Source organism: Pseudoxanthomonas sp., from assembly GCF_027498035.1.
Lineage (GTDB): Bacteria > Pseudomonadota > Gammaproteobacteria > Xanthomonadales > Xanthomonadaceae > Pseudoxanthomonas_A.
This window is the reverse complement of sequence record NZ_CP114978.1, coordinates 495,020-514,480: the sequence shown is the minus strand read 5'-3', so window position 1 is coordinate 514,480 and position 19,461 is coordinate 495,020. Positions and strand designations below refer to the sequence as shown.

Sequence of the window (19,461 nt, the reverse complement as noted above, 5' to 3'; positions counted from 1 at the left end):
TCATCCCGCGCGCTGCTGCAGCATCGACACGAAGCGGTCGAACAGCGGCGAGACGTCCTTCGGACCGGGCGAGGCTTCCGGGTGGCCCTGGAAGGAAAACGCCGGTGCGTCGGTCAGCTCGATGCCCTGGTTGGTGCCGTCGAACAGCGAGCGGTGGGTCACCCGCACGTTGGCCGGCACGCTGGCCTCGTCCACCGCGAAGCCGTGGTTCTGCGAGGTGATCATCACCCGGCCAGAATCCAGGTCGATCACCGGGTGGTTGGCACCATGGTGGCCGTGACCCATCTTCAGGGTCTTCGCGCCGGCGGCCAGCGCCAGCAACTGGTGGCCCAGGCAGATGCCGAAGGTCGGGATCTTCTTGTCGACAAACACCTTGATGGCGTCGATGGCGTAGTCGCAGGGTTCCGGGTCACCGGGACCGTTGGACAGGAACACGCCGTCCGGCTTCAGCGCCAGCACCTCGGCCGCCGGGGTCTGCGCCGGCACCACGGTCACTTCGCAGCCGCGCTCGGCCAGCATGCGCAGGATGTTGAGCTTCACGCCGAAGTCGTAGGCCACGACCTTGAACCTGGCCTGCGCCTGCACCGGCGTGCCGGTGTCCAGGTCCAGCTGGCCGTCGGTCCAGCCGTAGCTCTTCTCGGTCGAAACGACTTTGGCCAGGTCCATGCCCTTCAGGCCCGGGAACTTGCGCGCCGCTTCCAGCGCCTGCTCCACGTTGATCTCGCCAGCCATGACCGCGCCGTTCTGCGCGCCCTTCTCGCGCAGGATGCGCGTGAGCTTGCGGGTGTCGATGCCGGAGATGGCCACCACGCCGCGCGCATTCAGCCAGTCCTGCAGCGACACCTGGCTGCGCCAGTTGCTGGGACGGCGCGGCACGTCGCGCACGATCAGGCCTGCGGACCAGACCTTGGCGGCCTCGTCGTCCTGATCGGTGAAACCGGTGTTGCCGATATGGGGATAGGTCAGCGTCACCAGCTGCCGTGCATACGACGGGTCGGTGACGATCTCCTGATAGCCGGTCATGGCGGTGTTGAACACCACCTCGCCGACGGACAGTCCGTTTGCGCCGACCGATTCGCCCTCGAACACGGTGCCGTCTTCGAGAACCAGGATTGCGGGTTGGGTCACTGCAGGTCGCCTTGGGAATGGAGGAAACCCTGCGTCCACGTCAACTTGCGGCTGCAAGAAACCGCGAACACGGTGTTTCTCCGGTCCGAGGCGATGTGTTTAACAGGCGAGTTCGAATTGTACGGACCGGCCCGGTCCGGCGCCAGCCGTTTTTGCAGTTACGTGAACAGATCGCAGACGCGATTCAGTCCAGCAGGTCGCGAACCCGATACAGGCCGGGGCTTCGCGCCACCAGGCGCTGCGCCGCGTGTAAGGCACCGCGCACGAAGATGTCGCGGTTGGTGGCGCGATGGGTCAGCTCCACGCGCTCACCCAGTCCGGTGAACTGGACCAGGTGCTCGCCGACGATGTCGCCGGCACGCAGGCTGGCATAGCGTGGCGTGGCGCCAGCCAGTTCGGCGCCCTGCCCCAGGGTCAGGGCCGTGCCGGAGGGCGCGTCCTGTTTATGGACGTGATGGGATTCGACGATGTCGCAGTCCCAGCCAGGCAGCGCCGCGGCGGCCCGTTCAACCAGTTCGGCCAGCACCGCCACGCCCAGGCTGAAGTTCGAGGCCCAGACAATGGGAATGCCGGCCGATGCGGCCTGCAAGGCAGACAGCTGGGTTTCGGACAAGCCCGTGGTCCCCGACACCAGCGCCGCCTTGCGCACGACGCACAGGGCCAGCACCGGATCGAAGCCCTCGGGCAGGCTGAAGTCGATGGCGACATCGAATTCGGGCACGCCGGCCAGTTCGCTGGCGGCGAAATACGCCACCCCATCAACCGCCCGGGCCGCCGGGTTGCGACGGGTGACCGCCGCCACGACGTCAAGCTGGTCATTCTCTGCCGCCAATCGCAGCAGTGCCTGGCCCATGCGGCCGGAGGCGCCGTGGATCAGCACGCGCAAGGGAGTTGTCATTGGTTCTTCCTCAGGCCGCGACGGCGGCAGGCAGCGCGGCGATCTCGGCTTTCACCAGCTCACCCAGGATCTTCATGCCCGCTTCGATCCTGGCCGCCGGCACGGTCACGAACGACAGCCGCAGCGTGTTGACCTGCGGGTCGTTGGCGTAGAACGGCGCGCCCGGCACGAAGGCCACGTTCTGCGCGATCGCCTTGGCCAGCAGCCGGGTGGTGTCGACGCCCTTGGGCAGGGTGACCCAGATGAACATGCCGCCATCAGGCCTGGTCCACTGCGCTTCGACCGGGAAATATTGTTCAAGCGCAGCCAGCATCAGCTGGCACTGGCTGCCGTAGAGATCACGGATAGTTGGGATGTGCGCTTCCAGGAAATCGTCCTGGATGGTTTCGTAGACGATGCGCTGGGTGAACGACGGCGTGTGCAGGTCGGTGGCCTGCTTGGCCTGGACCAGCTTGGAATACAGCGGCTCGGGCGCGACCACATAACCCAGGCGCAGGCCCGGCGCCAGGATCTTGGAGAACGAGCCCATGTAGATGCCGCCTTCGGGATTGAGCGACAGCAGGCTGGGCAGCAGTTCGCCGCCATAGCTCAGTTCGCCGTACGGATCGTCTTCGACCACCGGCACGCCGGCAGCCAGCGCCTTGGCCACCAGTGCCTTGCGACGCTCCAGCGGCATGCGCTTGCCGGTGGGATTCTGGAAATTCGGCAGGCAGTACATGAAGCGCGCGCCGTCCAGCAGCTCCGGGGTCAGCGCATCGGTGTCGATACCCTCGTCGTCCGACGGCATGCTCGTGAACTGCGGGCGGAACAGCGAGAACGACTGCAACGCACCCAGGTAGCTCGGCGTTTCCACCAGCACCTTGCTGCCCTCGTCGATCAGGGTCTTGCCCAGCAGGTCCAGGCCCTGCTGCGAGCCGGTGACGATCAGTACATTGGCCGCACTCACCGGCGCGCCATTGCGGGCCAGCCGCGCGGCCACCCACTCGCGTAGCGGCAGATAGCCTTCGGTCGGTCCGTACTGCAGCGCGGCCTGCGGCGCATCGGCCAGGACCTTGAGCGTGGCCTCACGCATGCGCTCGACCGGGAACGTCGAGCCGGACGGCAGGCCGCCGGCGAAGGAAATCACCTCCGGGCGCTCGGTCACTTTGAGGATTTCGCGGATCGCCGAACTGGTCAGGGCCAGGGCGCGCTGGGACAGGGTGATCTGGGTATTCATCGGCCAAGGATACCGCGCAGCCTGCAGGAAGCGCCTGCACGAATCCGCAGCCCGAGTTGTGCGGAAAAGCAGCGACCCTCCCAGCATCGGCCTCGGGCGTTTTCAACCACGTCGCGCCACCGGCGTGCTGGCACTTCGACGACAAGCCGGCCAATCGCCCTTGTTGGCGAAAATTTGATCAAACCGGTGGAGATCCTTGCCCCGCGCGGCCTGCAAAAGTTGTCCACAGGTTTGTGCGGAACTTCATCCACAGCTTCTGTGGATGAAGTTGGCCACGCGACTCAATGCATCGACAGCCGCATGTGGAACTCTTCAGCGTCCTCACCCTCCACCACGAAGCCCAGCCGCTCGTACAGCCCGCGCGCCGGATTGGCCTTGAGTACGTGCAGGGTCACGTCCTTGCCGACACTGCGCGCCTCTTCGATGTACTCCAGCAGCAGCGTCTTGCCCAGCCCATGCCCCTGCAGTTCGGGCGCCACCTGGATCTGCATGACCACGTAGTCCGCGCCGCTGCGATCCAGCTTCAGCAGGCCGGCAATGCGGCCCTGGTGCAGCAGCACCCTGGCATGTTCGTAGCCCTTGAGCAGGCGTCTGCGCATGCTTTCGGCCGACGCATCAACGCCCGAGTTGAGCATGTGCTCGCGCATCGTGGCTTCGCGCAAGGCGAGCAAGCCTTCGATGTCGGCCTCGGTCGCCGGCCGGCGCTGCAGGTCGGCAATCCCGATCCTTGCCGATGGCGTTTCGACCTTGGCGGCAAACACGTTGCGATCCAGCACCCTGCCGATACCGCTGGCGTCCACCTCGTCGGCGGCCGCAGCCAGTGCAACCAGATCGGTACCGCTATCGAAGCCGAGGCGGAAATGCACTTCGCCGGCCGGGTTGCGCAGCGAATGCAGCGAGGCAATGCTCACCCCGTGTCGTTCGAACACATGCAGCATCGCGCGCAGCGAGCCGGGCTGGTCCAGCGGCAGGTGCACCGACAGGCTGCACGGTTCAGCCAGGTCGGCGAGCAGGTAGCCGATGCGTTCGAAGCGGTAATTGCCGTCGGCCAATGCCTCGGCACCGACCGCCGCCTTGTTGTCGGCCAGCATGTGCTGGCGGAACGCAGCGCGCGCCGCCTCATCGCCTGCGCCCACCTGGTCACGCAGGCCGGACAACTCTTCCACGAGCGCGTCCAGCACGCCCGGGACATGCGGGTTGCCGAACTGGATGTCCTCGTAGATCGCCGGATTGAGCGAGAGGATGCGCGAGATCATCGCGCCGTCCATTTCGAACGAGGCCGAGCGGTACGGGAACAACTCCGCCAGCGAACCCACCTGCCCCGCATAGCGGCGCAACACGCCGGCCTGGGCCAGGTGCCCGGCGTGGACCAACGCCTGCACCAGCGCCATCACCTGGTCATGGTGCTGCGGCGTGGTCCGCACGCACTGGGCTTCCAGCGCATCCAGCAAGGTCTGCAGCCATGGGCGCCAGGCATCGAGTCGCGCCTCGCAGACCACCATCGGCCGGCCCTTGAGGGTCGGTGTCTTGGGCGGCGCGGACATCGGGTGCAGGCCCACGACTTCGGCCTGCGATTCCAGCATCGCCGCGACCGGCCCGGTCTTGATCGAGGTCAAGTCCATCCACAGCTGGCCGCGCTCGCGACCAGCGGCCAGGCGTGCGTAATCGCGGATCAGGCCGGCAGTCATGCGGATCGGCGCACTGAAGATCAGCACCTGCGCCTGGTCGATCAAGGCTTCAGGCGGGTGCGAGTCCGGATCGGCCGGATCGTGGCCGATCACCCGCAGGCCAAGGTGCTGTTGCAAGAACCTCGCGAGCCAGCGCCCATACGCGCCAGCGCTACCGACGATGCCGATGACAGGAGACGATGTGTGCAAAAGAAAGACGCCCGGGGAAACCGGGCGTCATTCTATGCCTTGGCTGCAGCCGACCCGGGCCGGCAGCGGCTGCGATCCCGTCAGTTGGTCACTGCACGTCCGGGAGCAGCACCACCTGCGCCTTCACATTCGGGACGATACGACGCAGCACCGCGGCAAGCGCCTGGTTGTAGTCCGCCGAACAGGTCGGGCCAGGCGTGCGGTCGTCGAAAACACGTCGCAACGTCACCTCGCGTCCCTGCTGCAGGACCTCGGCGCGGTAGGTCAGGTTGCCCTCCTCCACCAGCAGCGCCGGCGGCAGGGCGGCGGCATGCAGTCCTGCCGCAAGGCGGAAGATGTAATCCTCCTCGGCCCGCAGGCCACCGCAGCTGCTTTCGCCCTCCGGCACTTCGGCCATGCCGGCCTGGCTGCGCACTATTTGCGAGATGGGTGTCGTCGCCATGAACCACGGCGACAGCGTCATGCCACCCGGTACCGTCAGCAGCGACTGCACATCGAAATCGGCTTCGACCCAGAAGCTGTCCGACAACGCCTGCGGATCCTCATAGCGGACCTTCCCCGTCGCACTCAGGCCCATGCCACGGAAGAAGGTGCTGACCAGCTTGTCCACGTCCTCGGGCTGCAGCTGGCGGAACTGTTCCCGTAATCCGGACGCCATGGCGCCTCCCAGCTCAACCCGCATGCGCGTGTGCACCGAGCCATCCAGCGCGATATCGGCCACGGTCCGGGTGCGTTGCCAGTTCCCGCTGGCTGCCGTGACAGGCGTGCGCCGACTGTCATCATGCCCCTCCACCAGCAACACAGGCTTGCCGGCCACCGCCGATGGCAATGTCCCGAAGGGCACGTTGCCGGCGGTGGAATCCAGGTAGAGATCGAACGCCGGAATGTAATTGATGACGTGGTTGACGACCGAAGCCACCGGCACGGACGGCAGGCGGTAGGCGCTACCGGCGTTGACCAGCGCCTGGGTGCTGTCGATGCCCTCGGCTTTCAGCAGGGCCTGCAGCAGGGTCGCATGATCCTTGCAGTCGCCCATGTGGTTCTCCAGCATCACGTCCAGGTCACGTGGCACTACCGCCCCCAGCCCGATGCAGTTACCGGCATAGGAAATGTTGCGCGAGACCCACTCATACAGCAGCCGAGCGCGCTGGCGCGGATCCTTCTCCTTGCCGACGGTCTGTCGTGCCAACGCTCGCACCTTGGCGTCGGGAATCGCTTTGGGCGAAGCCTCCGCGCCATAGGCCTGCGCGATCTGGGCGTAGTTGGCGAACGTCGATACCGCATAACCTGGATAGCGCTCGACATCGAAGGTGCTGTCGCGCAGTGCTTCCGGGTCGACCGGCGCGGTGTTCTTCCAGCGCCAACGGAGCTGACGACGGTCGCCGTGGGTCTGCTCGTCATCCTGCAGCATCTGCCAGGCCTGATGCTGCACTGACATGGACGCAGGCAGGTCGAAATTCACCTCGACCTGGCCGTAGTAGGTGGCCGGGTTGTAGCTGTTGATGATCGAGAACTGCCCCGGAAACATCGGCTTGAGTGCCTCCACCCGATAGGCGAAGACCGTGGTATCTCCGACGGCCAGGCTGGGAAATACCACCGAGAGCACCGTCTGGTCGGAATAGAACGGCGAATCGCCATCGCGGCCGGCGCTGGCGTTGACCTGGAAATTTCCCGGCGGCGCATCGATGCGCCGACCGTCAGCCTTCAAGGTGTAGGCGGCAGTCACCTTGGCGGTCTGGATGCTGGTGCTGTAGTCCACCGATGCATCGCGCGCCGCCTCCAGTCCACTCTCCAGCAGCACCTTGACCGCAACCTCGCGCTCGATCACGAAGGTGCCGTCGGCCTGCACGAGGTAATTGACGCGTTCGTGCTCGACCTGCAGCGGCTGTTCCTTAGCATGTGCCGGCGCGAGCCAGGCCAGCGCCATCACCGTCAGGCATCGATGCATTCCTTTGAACATTCCCTGCCCCTTGGCATCCATGGCCGCCCGGTCCGGGCGGTGAGGCAGCATGCCAAGGCGGCCGACGAACTTCCAGCGGAACCGATGCAACGCCTGATCACGCCGGCCACAACGAAAAAAGCGACCTGTCACCAGGTCGCTTCATCGTCATCCGCCAGAGGCCAGGCAGGTCAGGACGTCATCCGGTCCCAGAAACCCTTGACCCCGTCCAGGAACGTGGCCGACTTGGGTGAGTGCTTGCGCGCGTCTTCACCCACGAAGGTGGTCTCGAACTTCTGCAGCAGCTCGCGCTGTTCGGCGGTCAGGTTGACCGGGGTTTCCACCACGACCTTGCAGAACAAGTCGCCGGTGGAGCGGCTGCGCACCGACTTGACACCCTTGCCGCGCAGGCGGAACAGCTTGCCGGTCTGGGTTTCGGCCGGGACGCGGATCTCGGCCTCGCCACCCAGCGTGGGTACGCGCACGGTGTCGCCCAGCGCGGCCTGCGAAATGCGGATCGGCACGTCGCAGTGCAGGTCGTCGCCATCGCGCTGGAAGATGTCGTGCTCACGCACGCGCACCTCCACGTACAGATCGCCCGCCGGCGTGCCGGCCGGGCCGGCTTCGCCCTCGCCCGACAGGCGGATACGGTCACCGCTGTCCACGCCGGCCGGGATCTTCACCGACAGCACGCGCTCTTCCTCGATCCGACCGGCACCGTGGCAGGTCTTGCAGGGATTGCGGATCACCTGGCCGCGACCCTCACAATGCGGGCAGGCCTGCTGCATGGTGAAGATCCCGCGCTGCATGCGGACCTGGCCGCGGCCGGCGCAGGTGGTGCAGGTTTCGGTCTTGCCGTCTTCCGAGCCGCTGCCGTGGCAGGGCTCGCAGGCGGACATCGTGGGAATCTCGATGCGCTTCTCGGTACCCGCGACCGCGTCTTCCAGGTCCAGCTCCATCACGTAGCCGATGTCGGCCCCGCGACGCGCGGCACGACCACCACCGGCGCCACCGCCAAAGATGTTGCCGAAGATGTCGCCAAAGATGTCGCCCATGTCGGCGCCGCCGAACCCGGCACCACCACCGCCACCACCGCCCATGCCGTGTTCGAACGCGGCGTGGCCATGCTGGTCGTAGATGCGGCGCTTGCCGCCATCGGACAGGACCTCGTAGGCCTCCTTGCACTCCTTGAACGATGCCTCGGCCGTTGCATCGCCGGGGTTGCGGTCAGGGTGGAACTTCATCGCGCAACGACGGTAAGCCTTTTTCAGCTCGTCGTCGGTGGCGGTGCGGGCGACGCCCAGGACCTCGTAATAGTCGCGTTTGCTCATTGCCGGATGGAAGCCTGCGTTGAATGGGTAAAGCCTGCCTCGCCGCACGCCCAGCTTCCGGGCGCGCCTGCGACGCTGGAAAAGCCGAAGGAGCGAAGCCGTGGCCCCGCTCCTTCGTCAGCTGTTGCCGATCGTGGACAGACGCTTACTTCTTGTCGTCCTTGACCTCGGTGAACTCGGCGTCCACCACGTCGTCGGCGGCGCGGTTGGCCTGCCCGGCGCCACCTTCCGGCGCACCCTGCTCGCCAGCCGAAGCAGCGGCGTACAGCGACTGGCCAGCTTCTTCCAGGGTCTTGGACTTGGCTTCGATCTGCGCCTTGTCGTCGCCCTTCATTGCCGTTTCCAGATCGGCCAGCGCGGCCTCGACCTTGCCGATCACATCGCCGCCAACCTTGGCGCCGTGCTCGGTGATCGCGGTGCGGGTGGCGTGGATCAGGCCATCGGCCTGGTTACGGGCCACGACCAGTTCCTGGAACTTCTTGTCTTCGTCACGGTGCGCTTCGGCATCGGCGACCATCCGGGCGATCTCGTCGTCCGACAGGCCCGAACCGGCCTTGATCTCGACCTTCTGTTCCTTGTTGGTCTTCTTGTCCTTGGCCGACACGTGCAGGATGCCGTTGGCGTCGATGTCGAAGGACACTTCCACCTGCGGCATGCCGCGCGGCGCGGCGTCGATACCCGACAGGTCGAAGCGGGCCAGCGACTTGTTGAAGCGGGCCTGCTCGCGCTCACCCTGCAGCACGTGCACGGTCACGGCCGACTGGTTGTCCTCCGCGGTGGAGAAGGTCTGCGAGGCCTTGGTCGGGATGGTGGTGTTCTTCTCGATGATCTTGGTGAACACGCCGCCCAGGGTCTCGATGCCCAGCGACAGCGGGGTGACGTCCAGCAGCAGCACGTCCTTGACGTCGCCGCCCAGCACGCCGCCCTGGATCGCGGCGCCCAGCGCCACGGCCTCGTCGGGGTTCACGTCCTTGCGCGGCTCCTTGCCGAAGAACTCGGTCACCGCCGCCTGCACCTTGGGCATGCGGGTCTGGCCGCCGACCAGGATCACCTCGCCGATGTCGCTGGCACGCAGGCCGGCGTCATTGAGCGCGGTGCGGCACGGCTCGATCGACTTCTTGATCAGGTCTTCGACCAGCGACTCCAGCTTGGCGCGGGTCAGCTTGATGTTCAGGTGCTTCGGGCCCGACGCGTCGGCGGTGACGTACGGCAGGTTCACTTCGGTCTGCTGGCTGGAGGACAGCTCGATCTTGGCGCGCTCCGCGGCGTCCTTCAGGCGCTGCAGGGCCAACGGATCCTTGCGCAGATCGATGCCCTGGTCCTTGTTGAACTCTTCCACCAGGTAGTCAATGACGCGGGCGTCGAAGTCTTCGCCACCCAGGAAGGTGTCGCCGTTGGTGGCCAGCACTTCGAACTGCTTCTCGCCGTCGACGTTGGCGATCTCGATGATCGACACGTCGAAGGTGCCGCCGCCCAGGTCGTACACCACGATCTTGCGGTCCTGCTTGTCACCCTTGTCCAGGCCATAGGCCAGGGCCGCGGCGGTCGGCTCGTTGATGATGCGCTTGACGTCCAGGCCGGCGATGCGGCCGGCGTCCTTGGTCGCCTGGCGCTGGCTGTCATTGAAGTAGGCCGGCACGGTGATGACCGCTTCGGTGACCGTCTCGCCCAGGTAGGCTTCGGCGGTCTTCTTCATCTTTTCCAGCACGCGCGCGGAGATTTCCTGCGGCGCCATCTTCTTGCCGTCGCTGCTGGACACCCAGGCATCGCCGTTGTCGTGGGCCAGGATGCCGTACGGCACCAGGTCCAGGTCCTTCTTCACTTCGGCGTCGGTGAACTTGCGGCCGATCAGGCGCTTCACCGCGTAGAAGGTGTTCTTGGGGTTGGTGACGGCCTGGCGCTTGGCCGAGGCGCCGACCAGTACTTCGCCGTCCTTGGTGTAGGCGACGATGGAAGGCGTGGTGCGGTCACCCTCCGAGTTCTCGATGACGCGGGCTTTGCCGCCGTCCATGATGGCCACGCACGAGTTGGTCGTGCCGAGGTCGATGCCGATGATCTTGCCCATGGTGCTAGCTCCGTAAAAAGCGAAAGTTTGTCGGGTCGGGACCAGGCACTCGGCCCGGTCGATGAACCTGATATAGGGATGTGATGACGGGCTTCAAGCGCCCGTGGAACACAAAATTCCGGCCGGTTACCCGCCGGCGGGACGCAGACGATGGATCAGTCGTGCGCCGCGACCACCACCAGCGCCGGGCGCAGCAGGCGGTCGTTGAGCAGATAGCCCTTCTGGAACACCTGCAGCACGCTGCCCGGGGCCGCCTCGTGGGCCGGCGCCTGGCTGATCGCCTGGTGGTGGTCCGGGTTGAACGGCTGTCCGGTCGGGTCGAGCACGGTCAGGCCGTTGTCGTCAGCCACCTTCAGCAGCTGCTTCTGGGTGAGCTCCAGGCCTTCGCGCAGCGGGCTGGGTTCTGCACCGGCGGCGGTCAGGCCCGCATCCAGGCTATCGAAAACCGGCATCAGCTGGCCCAGCAGCTTCTCGTTGGCGAACTTGCGGGCGTTGTCCACGTCGCGGGCCACGCGCTTGCGCTGGTTCTCAAGGTCGGCCCGGTCCAGCAGGACCGAGGCGCGCAGCTGGTCGAGCTCGTTGCGCAGGGTTTCGATCTGCGCCAGCAGCAGCGTTTCGGCGTCCTGCGGAGCGTCGGCGGCCGCGTCAACGCTGGCCTGGTGTTCGTTTGAAGTCATCGAGGAGTTCCATCATGGCGGGACCAATCCGCCGCAAGCCCCACTTATTGGGTCGGCGCGGACGGATTCAAGTCATCCCCGGGACGCAGCATTGCCGCACCGAGCGCATCGGCAGCCGCCTGGACCAGCGGGATCACCTGCTGGTAGGCCATCCGGGTCGGCCCGATCACCCCCAGCACCCCCAACACCTGGCCGCTGGCCCGGTACGGCGCGGCCACCAGTGACACGCCGTCCATGGGCGCCAGGCCGGTTTCTTCGCCAATGAAGATGCGCACGCCCGGCGCACTGATGGTGCGTTCGAGCAGCTGCAGGATCTCGCGCTTGCGGGCGAAGGTCTCGAACAGGTCGCGCAACCTATCCAGGTCGGAGAGATCCTGCACGCCCATCAAGCGGGTCTGGCCGGCCAGCACCATGTCGTCGTCCGACGGGGTCAGGGCGTGTTCGGCCAGCTCGACGGTGTGGGCCAGCAGACCCTCCATCTCCGAGCGGGCCGCGCGCAGTTCGCGCAGCAGCGTGGCCCGGATCTCGGCGATGGGCCGGCCGGCGAAATGCGCATTCAGATAGTTGGCCACCCGCTCCAGCTCGGACGGGTCGTAGAAGCGCCGCGGCTCGATCACCCGGTTCTGCACATCGTTGTCGGCGAAGACCAGGATCGCCAGCACCCGGCGCCCGTCCAGCGGCACGAAATCGATATGGCGGAAGGCGAACTGCTCGCGCCTGGGCGCGCCGACCACGCCAACGAAATGGGTCATCGCCGACAGCAACTCCGAAGCATTGCCCAGCAGCGCCTGGGTGCCGGTGCCCGCCGGGAGCTCGGCACGCAGGCGGGCGACTTCGCGCTCGGCCAGCGGCTGCATCTGGACCAGGCTATCCACGAACACCCGGTAGCCCTGCGCGGTCGGGATGCGCCCGGCCGAGGTGTGCGGCGAGGTCAGCAGCCCGGCATCCTCCAGGTCGGCGAGGATGTTGCGGATGGTCGCCGCGCTCACATCCAGGCCCGCGTGCTGGGCCAGGGTGCGCGACCCGACCGGTTCGCCGTCGTGGATGTAGCGGCCGATCAGGGTCCGCAGCAACTGCCGCGAGCGCGCATCCAGGTCGGGACTTCGGGAATTCATGGTCGATAGATAGCGGCCGGGCGCCACCTTTGCAACCTGTCGCTGCCAGTCTCAGCCTGTGCGCCGACTGGCCCTACAATGCCGCCCGACTATGCTCCGACACCTCACCATCAAAGACTTCGCCGTGGTTCGCGCCACGGACATGGAATTCGGCCCTGGCATGACCGTGATCTCCGGTGAGACCGGCGCCGGCAAGTCACTGCTGGTCGACGCGCTGGGCTTTCTGTCCGGCCTGCGCGCCGATGCCGGCGTGGTCCGCCACGGCGCCCAGCGCGCCGAGCTGTCGGCCGAATTCGACCTTCCGCCCAAAGCCCCTGCCCTGACCTGGCTGGCCGAGCATGCGCTGGATGAGTCCGGCCAGTGCCAGCTACGCCGCGTGCTGCGCGCCGATGGTGGTTCACGCAGTTGGATCAACGGCCGCAGCGTGACCCTGTCCCAGCTGAGTGAACTGGCCGGGCTGCTGGTGGAAATCCACGGCCAGCACGAGCACCAGGCACTGCTGTCCAAGGGCAGCCAGCTGGCGCTGCTGGACGCTTTTGCCGGCTCGCAGGCGCAACTGGTCGCGGTGCAGAAAGCCGCCAGCGCCTGGAACACGCTGCTGGCCGAGCGCGAACGCCTGACCGCGGCCGGCGATGTCTCCGACCGCCTGAATTACCTGCAGCACCAACTGGACGAGCTGCGCCGCGAAGACCTGTCGCCGGTCGCGATCCAGGACCTGGTCGCGGCGCACCGTCGCCAGGCCCATGCCTCCACCCTGATCCAAGCCTGCGACGACGGGCTGGCCCGACTGTCCGGTGAGGACGGCCCTTCGGCGGGCCGCCTGCTGCTGCAGACCCGTGGCGAACTGGCCCGCGTGGTCAACCACGAGCCGCGTCTGGGCGAAGTGGACAGCATGCTGGAAAGCGCCCAGATCCAGATGGACGAAGCGCTGGGCCTGCTCAGTCAGATCCGCGATGAGCTGGACGTGGACCCGGACCAGTTCGAACGCGCCGAGCGCCGCCTGACCCGTCTGCACGACCTGGCCCGCAAACACCGGGTCACACCCGAGCAGCTTGGCGAAGTCGCGGATCGGATCGAGGCCGAACTGGAAGGCCTGCGCGGCGCTGGCGAACGCCTGGCCGGCCTCAACACCGAACTCGAAACCGCCCGCCAGGCCTGGCGCACTGCCGCCGCCGCGCTGACCAAGATCCGCACCAAGGCCGCCACCAGCCTGGCCAAGAAGACCAGTGCGCTGATCGGCGAACTCGGCATGGGTGGCGGCAAGCTGGAGGTCCAGCTCGAATCCAACGACGCCGACCGGCCCGATCCGCAGGGCGCCGAACGCGTCGAACTCCTGGTCGCCGCCAATGCCGGCCAGCCGCCGCGCCCGCTGCGCAAGGTCGCCTCGGGCGGCGAGCTGTCGCGTATCTCGCTGGCCATCGAAGTGGCCGCGCTGGGCTCGGACGCGGTGCCGACCATGATCTTCGACGAAGTCGACTCGGGCATCGGTGGTGCGGTCGCCGATATCGTCGGCAAGAAGCTGCGCGACCTGGGTCGCGAGCGCCAGGTGCTGTGCGTGACCCACCAGCCACAGGTCGCCGCACAGGGCCACGCCCATTACCGCGTCAGCAAGGCGCCGGTCGAAGGCATGACCCAGTCGTCGGTCGAATCACTCGATGCCAAGGCCCGCCAGGAAGAACTGGCACGCATGCTGGGCGGCGTGGAAATCAGCGCCGAGGCCCGTGCCGCAGCTGGCAAGCTGCTGGAATCGGTCGCCTGACCCAAGCAAAAGGCCGGGTTGCCCCGGCCTTCCAATGCAGGCACTGAACTGGACTTACTTGCGCTTCTTGCGCACGTACAGCACCAGCGAGTGCTCCTCGATCTCGTAACCGTGTTCGGCGGCGATCTTCTCCTGCAGCGCTTCGATCTCGTCACTGGAAAACTCGATGACCTTGCCGGACTCGATGTCGACCATGTGGTCGTGGTGTTCGCCACGGTCCAGTTCGTAAACGGCCTGGCCACCTTCGAAGTTGTGCTTCAGCACCAGGCCGGCGGCCTCGAACTGGGTCAGCACGCGGTACACCGTGGCCAGGCCGATTTCATCACCCACGCCCATCAGGGAGCGGTAGATGTCTTCAGCGGTCATGTGGCGCGGCTTGGCTTCTTCCAGCAGTGCCAGGATGCGAAGGCGCGGGTGGGTGACCTTCAGGCCAACCTTGCGTAGATCCTGCGATTCCATCGGGGGCTCCCATTCATTGGCGGTTTAGCGCCAGCTGCCTCGCGATTGGGTCGCGGCGATGGGCGCAGTGTATCATCGCAAAGCTCGTTCCCGCCCTATCGCAGACGCCCTTCTCCATGCGCAATTACCTGTTGATCGCCGCCATCGGCCTCGCCACTTCCGGCTGCGGCATCATCTACAAGCAGCCTATCTATCAGGGCAACCTGGTGGACAAGGCGGACGTGGACCAGTTGGTCGTTGGCCAGAGCAAGCAGCAGGTACTGGCACTGCTGGGCACGCCGTCCGTCGCCGATCCGTTCCATGCGCAGCGCTGGGATTACACCGCCACCGAACGCACCGGCCGCCTGGGCCACGTGCACATGAAGAACTTCACGGTGTACTTCGACAACGACCAGGTGACCAAGTGGGATGGCGATTACTTCCCCAACCAGGACGAACAGCTCGCGCGCAACAGCGTCCGCCAGTTCGGACCGAACCTGGCCAAGGACAAGAAGAAGGGCCAGGGCGGCGGTTGATCGCCTGACCTGAGCAAAGGCTTCACGGCCCGGCGGCGCGACGCCGGCGGGCTTCCTTCGGATCGATCAGCAGCGGCCGCAGCAATTCGACGCGGTCGCCATCATTCAATACGGTCTGCGGCGTCGCATTGACGCCGAACACGGACATCCCCGTGGCCAGCCCTGCTTCTTCAAACGCGGCGGCGTTCAACGCATCGGCCACGCAGGCCCCTTCTGGCAGCTCCAGTGTCACGGCGCGATAGCCCCGCGACCAAGCCAGCACCACTTCGATCTGCATCGGCATCAGCCGCCGCGGTCTGCGGTCCGCACGAAATCATCGACCATGCGGTCGGCCAGCCCCTGGAATCCCAGCGTGAACGCCGGCCCCAGCAGGCGGCTGGAAGGCTCGAAATCCAGGGTCAGGCTGACCTTGCTGACACCTTCGCCCAGCGCCTGGAACTCCCACAGCCCATGCAGCTTGCGGAACGGGCCGTCCTTGAGGTTCATGTCGATCCGACCCGGACGCTCCAGGGTGTTCTCGGTGGTGAACCAGGTGCGCAAGGCGCCAAGCCCCAGGTCCAGGCGCGCCACCATGCGCGTGTCGGTCGATTCGAGGATCTCGGCCTTGTCGCACCAACCGAATCGACGGGGATAGGCCTGGACGTCGTTGACCAGGTCGAACATGAATTCGGCCGGATGTTCGACCAGGGCGCTGCGGCGGATGGTGGGCATCGTGGGAGTGCGGGAAGCCTGTGTAAATGCGGACTCGCTCCAGCCGTCTCCATCAGCGACAATGGACGGATGGCAAAGAAGTCGGACAAGGATAAAGCAAACAGCACGGGCACCATCGCGCTGAACAAGCGCGCGCGCCACGAGTACCACCTCGAGGAACGCATGGAGGCCGGACTGGCGCTGCAGGGCTGGGAGCTGAAGTCGATCCGTGCAGGTCGCGCCAACATCGGCGAAAGCTATGCGGTGGTGCGCAGCGGTGAACTGTTCCTGTTCGGCGCGCAGTTCACGCCGCTGATCCAGGCCTCCACCCACGTACTCGCCGATGACCGCCGCACCCGCAAGCTGCTGCTGCACCGTCGCGAGATCGACGTACTGGTCGGCAAGGTCGAGCGCGACGGCTACACGCTGATCCCCACGGCGATGTACTGGAAGGGCAACAAGGTCAAACTGGAACTGGCACTGGCCAAGGGCAAGCAGACCCACGACAAGCGCGCGACCGAAAAGGATCGCGAGTGGGCGCGCGACAAGCAGCGCGTGATGCGCCGGCACAACCGCGACGCCTGATCGCGCGCTGGCTAGCGACCAGGCCCGCGCCTGGCATCAGGTCTCGGCCAGCATCTTGACCAGATTCGGAATCCCGCGGCCCTGCATGTAGCGGTCGCGGCCGATGTCGTTGCAGTGGTTCATCAGCACCTCCTTGATCTTGTCGGGGAAGCCGATGTACTCGCGCCGCACCGACAGGAAACCCGCGATCAACCCTGACACATGCGGCGCAGCCATGCTGGTACCGCTCATTTCCACCATCCAGGTGCTCCGATCCCTGGCCTTGTAGCCGAAGTGCGCCGAGATGATCTTCTCGCCCGGCGCCACCACGTCCGGCTTGCAGCGCCCGTCGGCCGTTGGCCCCTTTGAAGAGAAATACGACACGCCGTAGCTGCGCGGATTGGTCTTGTGCACCGAACCCACGGCGATGGCTTCCTCCAGGTTGGCCGGGTCACCGATGGTCATGTCCATGTTGGCCGCCAGCGCCATGCCGTCCTGCTGGATCAGCCAGGCCAGGCCTTCGTTGCCCGCCGCCAGCACGACCACCACGCCTTGCCGCCACAGCCGGCGCAGTTCATTGCACAGCGGCGTGAAGCCACAGCCATAGCTTTCCGCATCGAACCAGCCGCCCAGGCTCAGGTTGACGCCATGGATCACCAACTGGCCGGCCTCGTCATTGATCCGCGCGACCTGCTGGATGGCCTTGATCACCCAGGAATCCCGGCCATTGCCCTGGTCGTCGAGCACCTTGAAACCGTATAGCTGCGCCTGTGGCGCGATTGCGGTGAAATCCACCCACGTCTTGCCGTCACCACCCGGCAATGGCGCCGAGCAATGGCCAGCGATGATCCCGGCCACATGCGTGCCATGCCCCGCCTTGTCCAGGTGACTGAAGTCGCGGCCGTCACTGCGCCTGAGTTCGCGTGGACGCCCGCGCACCGTGCAATCCCATTGCGCCACCACGACATCGCGCACGCCAGCCTCATGGAAATGCGGGTGTCCGGCGGCAATCCCCGTATCCAGCACCGCCCAGCCGATCCCCTGCCCCAGCGCGTGATAGGCGTTCTGCGCGGCATCGGCCTGGATCACGCTACGCGAGCGGTCCAGCAGCGCCCGCTTGCCGGCGTCGCGCCACAGGCGTTTGAAATTGAGCGTCCTGTACTGGCTGCGCAGCGACTCGATCTCGAAGCGCGTGAGCTGCGCCGAGACGAAACGCTCCATCGAATCTTCCAGCCAGATCGCCTCGTCCAGCGCCTCGCCGGACAGGCCGGTTTCCGGTGCAGCCAGGGCGCGGATCTGATCGACCAGGGCCTGGCGCGCCTGCGTCGGTCGCATGCCGGCGGGAAGCTGGTCCAGCTCGATCAGTACTTCATGGCGCATCGCACTGCCATGCGCTTCCATCCTATCGGACAGGTCCTTGAGCACCACCGTGCTGGTGACTGGCTGGTCGAAACCAGTGCCGACCACCGCACGCACATGGCTGCGCACCTGGGGAATCGACAGATAGCCGGAGCCCGAATGCGGATTACGCGGCGCGTCGGGGTTGATCCTGCTCCCTGTGAAATTGGTGAAACGATCGCCAGCGCCTTCGATGTCATCGCTCAGGTCACCGTCCAGCGCAACCGGATCCAGCCGGTCGGCGACGTTGTACCAGGCCCGCACACACGGCGGGAACGGCAGCTTTTTCTTCTTGATGTCCTGCTTGAACATGCTGCGCACCGCCGGCAACCCCAACGGCGATCCAATCGTCAGGAACAGCGCCACGTCGCACTCGGCAGCCTTGAGCTTGCGCAAGACCTCATAGGCGATCATCGAGCCCTGGCTATGGGCCACGACCACGAATGGCCCGCCGCCCGCCATCAATCGCTCGCGCAGGCTGCGCTCCATCACCTCGCGTCGTGCCGGCACGAAGAAGAAGTCATGCACGTCCTGCAGCAAGGCCGCCGACACCAGCCGCAGCAGGATCTCGTTCAGGCCTGACCATAAGCCGCGCGCGCCTGGCCCCAGTGCCGCATCCGGCGCCGCGCCTGCCTGCACGTCGGCCAGGATCGCCTCGAGCTTCGCGCGCTCCTGCGGTGTTCCGGCCAGTGCCTCCACCAGCGCATGCAGGTCGCCACCGGCCGGCGCCAGGCCGAAGGTCGACAGCACGCGCTGCTCGGACTGACTGATGGTCGGACCCTCATCGCGATCGCTGCAGGTGCCAGCCTCGGGGACCGGATAGCGCTGGCGATCCACCCAATAGGCCATTCGCGTGCGCTCGCCCATGGCGCGCCCGAACAGCGCCTGGTCCCACTGGCAGCGCAGCACCTCGGCCGGCGGCTTGTTGCCGATGCCGTGGATGTACACCACGGTCATCGCCTGCCCCTGGGCCCCGGCCATGTAGCCGCTGCTGGCCAGGGCGCCGACGGGCGCGGGCGCGCCTTGGGGCGCCGCGGCGCGCCCAGAGGCCTTCCTGACCGCCTTGCGCGCGGTTTTCGCGGCCGTTGTCGCCGTCTTCTTTGCTGCCGGAGTCTTGGCGGCCGCGCGGGGGCGTGCCGGTCGTTTGCTGGCCATGTCGGATCTCCCATCCTGGATGCGTCATCACCAACGCCGGCCCCAACGACGCTCGGCCACGCAACCGCAGGCTAACCGCGCTGCGTCGCACGCCTTGTGACAGGTGTCCCGCGCCCCTACACTGCACGCATCGGGATGATCTTCCGACCTTGTTCGAAACCGGGGGTGCACTGGCTTCGACGGGGGTTGCGAAATTACCTGGTGCATGCCGAGGGGGTAGCTTTCCTCGTAAATCCAGCTGCAAACTTCTAGTTGCCAACGACGACAACTACGGTTCGGACTTCGCTCTCGCCGCCTAAACAGCAGTGTTGAGTTGTAGTTCTACAGCCGCCTAAGGCGAACCCCCGAAACCACTTGTGCCCGTGCTCGTGGATGTAGGGTCATTATCACGGAACCGGCTTTGACGGCTGCCTGTCAGTCATCGCTTAACCAAAACAGGCTGGTCCTGGGGTGCGTTTTGCACACCGTGCTGCTCCAGGGCGAGATCCAACGGTGAGCTAAGCATGTAGTACCGGGGATGGAGTGCCTTCGGACGGGGGTTCAATTCCCCCCACCTCCACCAAATGCTGTTGTCGCAAGACACAAGGAAGCCGGAAGACCATTGAAGAATGGCTTCCGGCTTTTTTGTTGCTCGAGAATGCGCCACGAAGCGACGCTTTGGGTTCACCGCCAATC

16 protein-coding genes, 1 other RNA gene and 1 pseudogene are annotated in these 19,461 nt (G+C 66.1%); 4 read left to right on the top strand and 14 right to left on the bottom strand.

The window, feature by feature from the left end; genetic code table 11:
* The 10 genes and pseudogenes from carA to hrcA all read right to left on the bottom strand — a co-directional run bounded on the left by carA (window position 1) and on the right by hrcA (window position 12,246).
* Window positions 1-1,128: a glutamine-hydrolyzing carbamoyl-phosphate synthase small subunit gene (gene carA, locus O8I58_RS02420; protein ID WP_298320372.1), complete on the bottom strand. Its 1,128-nt coding sequence runs from the start codon at window positions 1,126-1,128 to the stop codon at window positions 1-3.
* 184 nt (window positions 1,129-1,312) lie between these two features.
* Complete coding sequence (gene dapB / locus O8I58_RS02415) at window positions 1,313-2,026, bottom strand: 4-hydroxy-tetrahydrodipicolinate reductase (RefSeq protein ID WP_298320370.1); 714 nt, start codon at window positions 2,024-2,026, stop codon at window positions 1,313-1,315.
* A 10-nt stretch (window positions 2,027-2,036) separates the two neighbouring features.
* A complete protein-coding gene (locus O8I58_RS02410) occupies window positions 2,037-3,242 on the bottom strand; it encodes an aminotransferase-like domain-containing protein (protein ID WP_298320368.1) in 1,206 nt (401 codons plus the stop codon).
* A gap of 281 nt (window positions 3,243-3,523) precedes the next feature.
* Window positions 3,524-3,841, bottom strand: coding sequence for a GNAT family N-acetyltransferase (locus O8I58_RS02405; RefSeq protein ID WP_298322670.1), 318 nt, complete (start codon window positions 3,839-3,841; stop codon window positions 3,524-3,526).
* 171 nt (window positions 3,842-4,012) lie between these two features.
* Window positions 4,013-5,119: pseudogene (locus tag O8I58_RS02400) on the bottom strand (prephenate dehydrogenase); the annotation flags it as partial.
* A gap of 88 nt (window positions 5,120-5,207) precedes the next feature.
* Window positions 5,208-7,067 carry a DUF3857 domain-containing transglutaminase family protein gene (locus O8I58_RS02395; protein WP_298320366.1) on the bottom strand — a complete coding sequence of 620 codons (1,860 nt, stop codon included), beginning with the start codon at window positions 7,065-7,067 and terminating at the stop codon, window positions 5,208-5,210.
* A gap of 182 nt (window positions 7,068-7,249) precedes the next feature.
* Window positions 7,250-8,389, bottom strand: coding sequence for a molecular chaperone DnaJ (gene dnaJ / locus O8I58_RS02390; protein WP_298320364.1), 1,140 nt, complete (start codon window positions 8,387-8,389; stop codon window positions 7,250-7,252).
* Window positions 8,390-8,534: 145 nt separating this feature from the next.
* On the bottom strand, window positions 8,535-10,454 hold the full coding sequence (dnaK, locus tag O8I58_RS02385) for a molecular chaperone DnaK (RefSeq protein ID WP_298320362.1): 1,920 nt from the start codon (window positions 10,452-10,454) through the stop codon (window positions 8,535-8,537).
* 155 nt (window positions 10,455-10,609) lie between these two features.
* Window positions 10,610-11,131, bottom strand: coding sequence for a nucleotide exchange factor GrpE (gene grpE / locus O8I58_RS02380; protein WP_298320360.1), 522 nt, complete (start codon window positions 11,129-11,131; stop codon window positions 10,610-10,612).
* A gap of 44 nt (window positions 11,132-11,175) precedes the next feature.
* Entirely contained in the window at window positions 11,176-12,246 is a 1,071-nt protein-coding gene (gene hrcA / locus O8I58_RS02375) for a heat-inducible transcriptional repressor HrcA (RefSeq protein ID WP_298320358.1), read from the bottom strand.
* A gap of 91 nt (window positions 12,247-12,337) precedes the next feature.
* Here hrcA and recN point away from each other — a divergent pair, with 91 nt between their 5' ends.
* Window positions 12,338-14,005: a DNA repair protein RecN gene (recN, locus tag O8I58_RS02370; protein WP_298320356.1), complete on the top strand. Its 1,668-nt coding sequence runs from the start codon at window positions 12,338-12,340 to the stop codon at window positions 14,003-14,005.
* Between the two features lie 54 nt (window positions 14,006-14,059).
* On the opposite strand, the gene fur is transcribed toward recN, so the two are convergent.
* Complete coding sequence (gene fur / locus O8I58_RS02365) at window positions 14,060-14,464, bottom strand: ferric iron uptake transcriptional regulator (protein ID WP_298320354.1); 405 nt, start codon at window positions 14,462-14,464, stop codon at window positions 14,060-14,062.
* Window positions 14,465-14,580: 116 nt separating this feature from the next.
* Between fur and bamE the strand changes: the two genes are divergently transcribed.
* Window positions 14,581-14,979: an outer membrane protein assembly factor BamE gene (gene bamE / locus O8I58_RS02360; protein ID WP_298320352.1), complete on the top strand. Its 399-nt coding sequence runs from the start codon at window positions 14,581-14,583 to the stop codon at window positions 14,977-14,979.
* 22 nt (window positions 14,980-15,001) lie between these two features.
* Here bamE and O8I58_RS02355 read toward each other — a convergent pair whose 3' ends face one another.
* Window positions 15,002-15,256: an RnfH family protein gene (locus O8I58_RS02355; RefSeq protein ID WP_298322667.1), complete on the bottom strand. Its 255-nt coding sequence runs from the start codon at window positions 15,254-15,256 to the stop codon at window positions 15,002-15,004.
* Between the two features lie 5 nt (window positions 15,257-15,261).
* Window positions 15,262-15,690: a type II toxin-antitoxin system RatA family toxin gene (locus O8I58_RS02350; protein ID WP_298320350.1), complete on the bottom strand. Its 429-nt coding sequence runs from the start codon at window positions 15,688-15,690 to the stop codon at window positions 15,262-15,264.
* Window positions 15,691-15,759: 69 nt separating this feature from the next.
* On the opposite strand from O8I58_RS02350, the gene smpB reads away from it, so the two are divergent.
* Window positions 15,760-16,254 (top strand): SsrA-binding protein SmpB, encoded by a 495-nt coding sequence (gene smpB / locus O8I58_RS02345; RefSeq protein WP_298320348.1) that lies wholly within the window; start codon window positions 15,760-15,762, stop codon window positions 16,252-16,254.
* A gap of 36 nt (window positions 16,255-16,290) precedes the next feature.
* On the opposite strand, the gene O8I58_RS02340 is transcribed toward smpB, so the two are convergent.
* Window positions 16,291-18,612, bottom strand: a complete 2,322-nt coding sequence (locus O8I58_RS02340; RefSeq protein WP_298320346.1) for a S8 family peptidase — start codon at window positions 18,610-18,612, stop codon at window positions 16,291-16,293.
* A 335-nt stretch (window positions 18,613-18,947) separates the two neighbouring features.
* On the opposite strand from O8I58_RS02340, the gene ssrA reads away from it, so the two are divergent.
* Window positions 18,948-19,348, top strand: a transfer-messenger RNA (tmRNA) gene (ssrA, locus tag O8I58_RS02335).
* The last annotated feature ends 113 nt before the right edge of the window (window positions 19,349-19,461 follow it).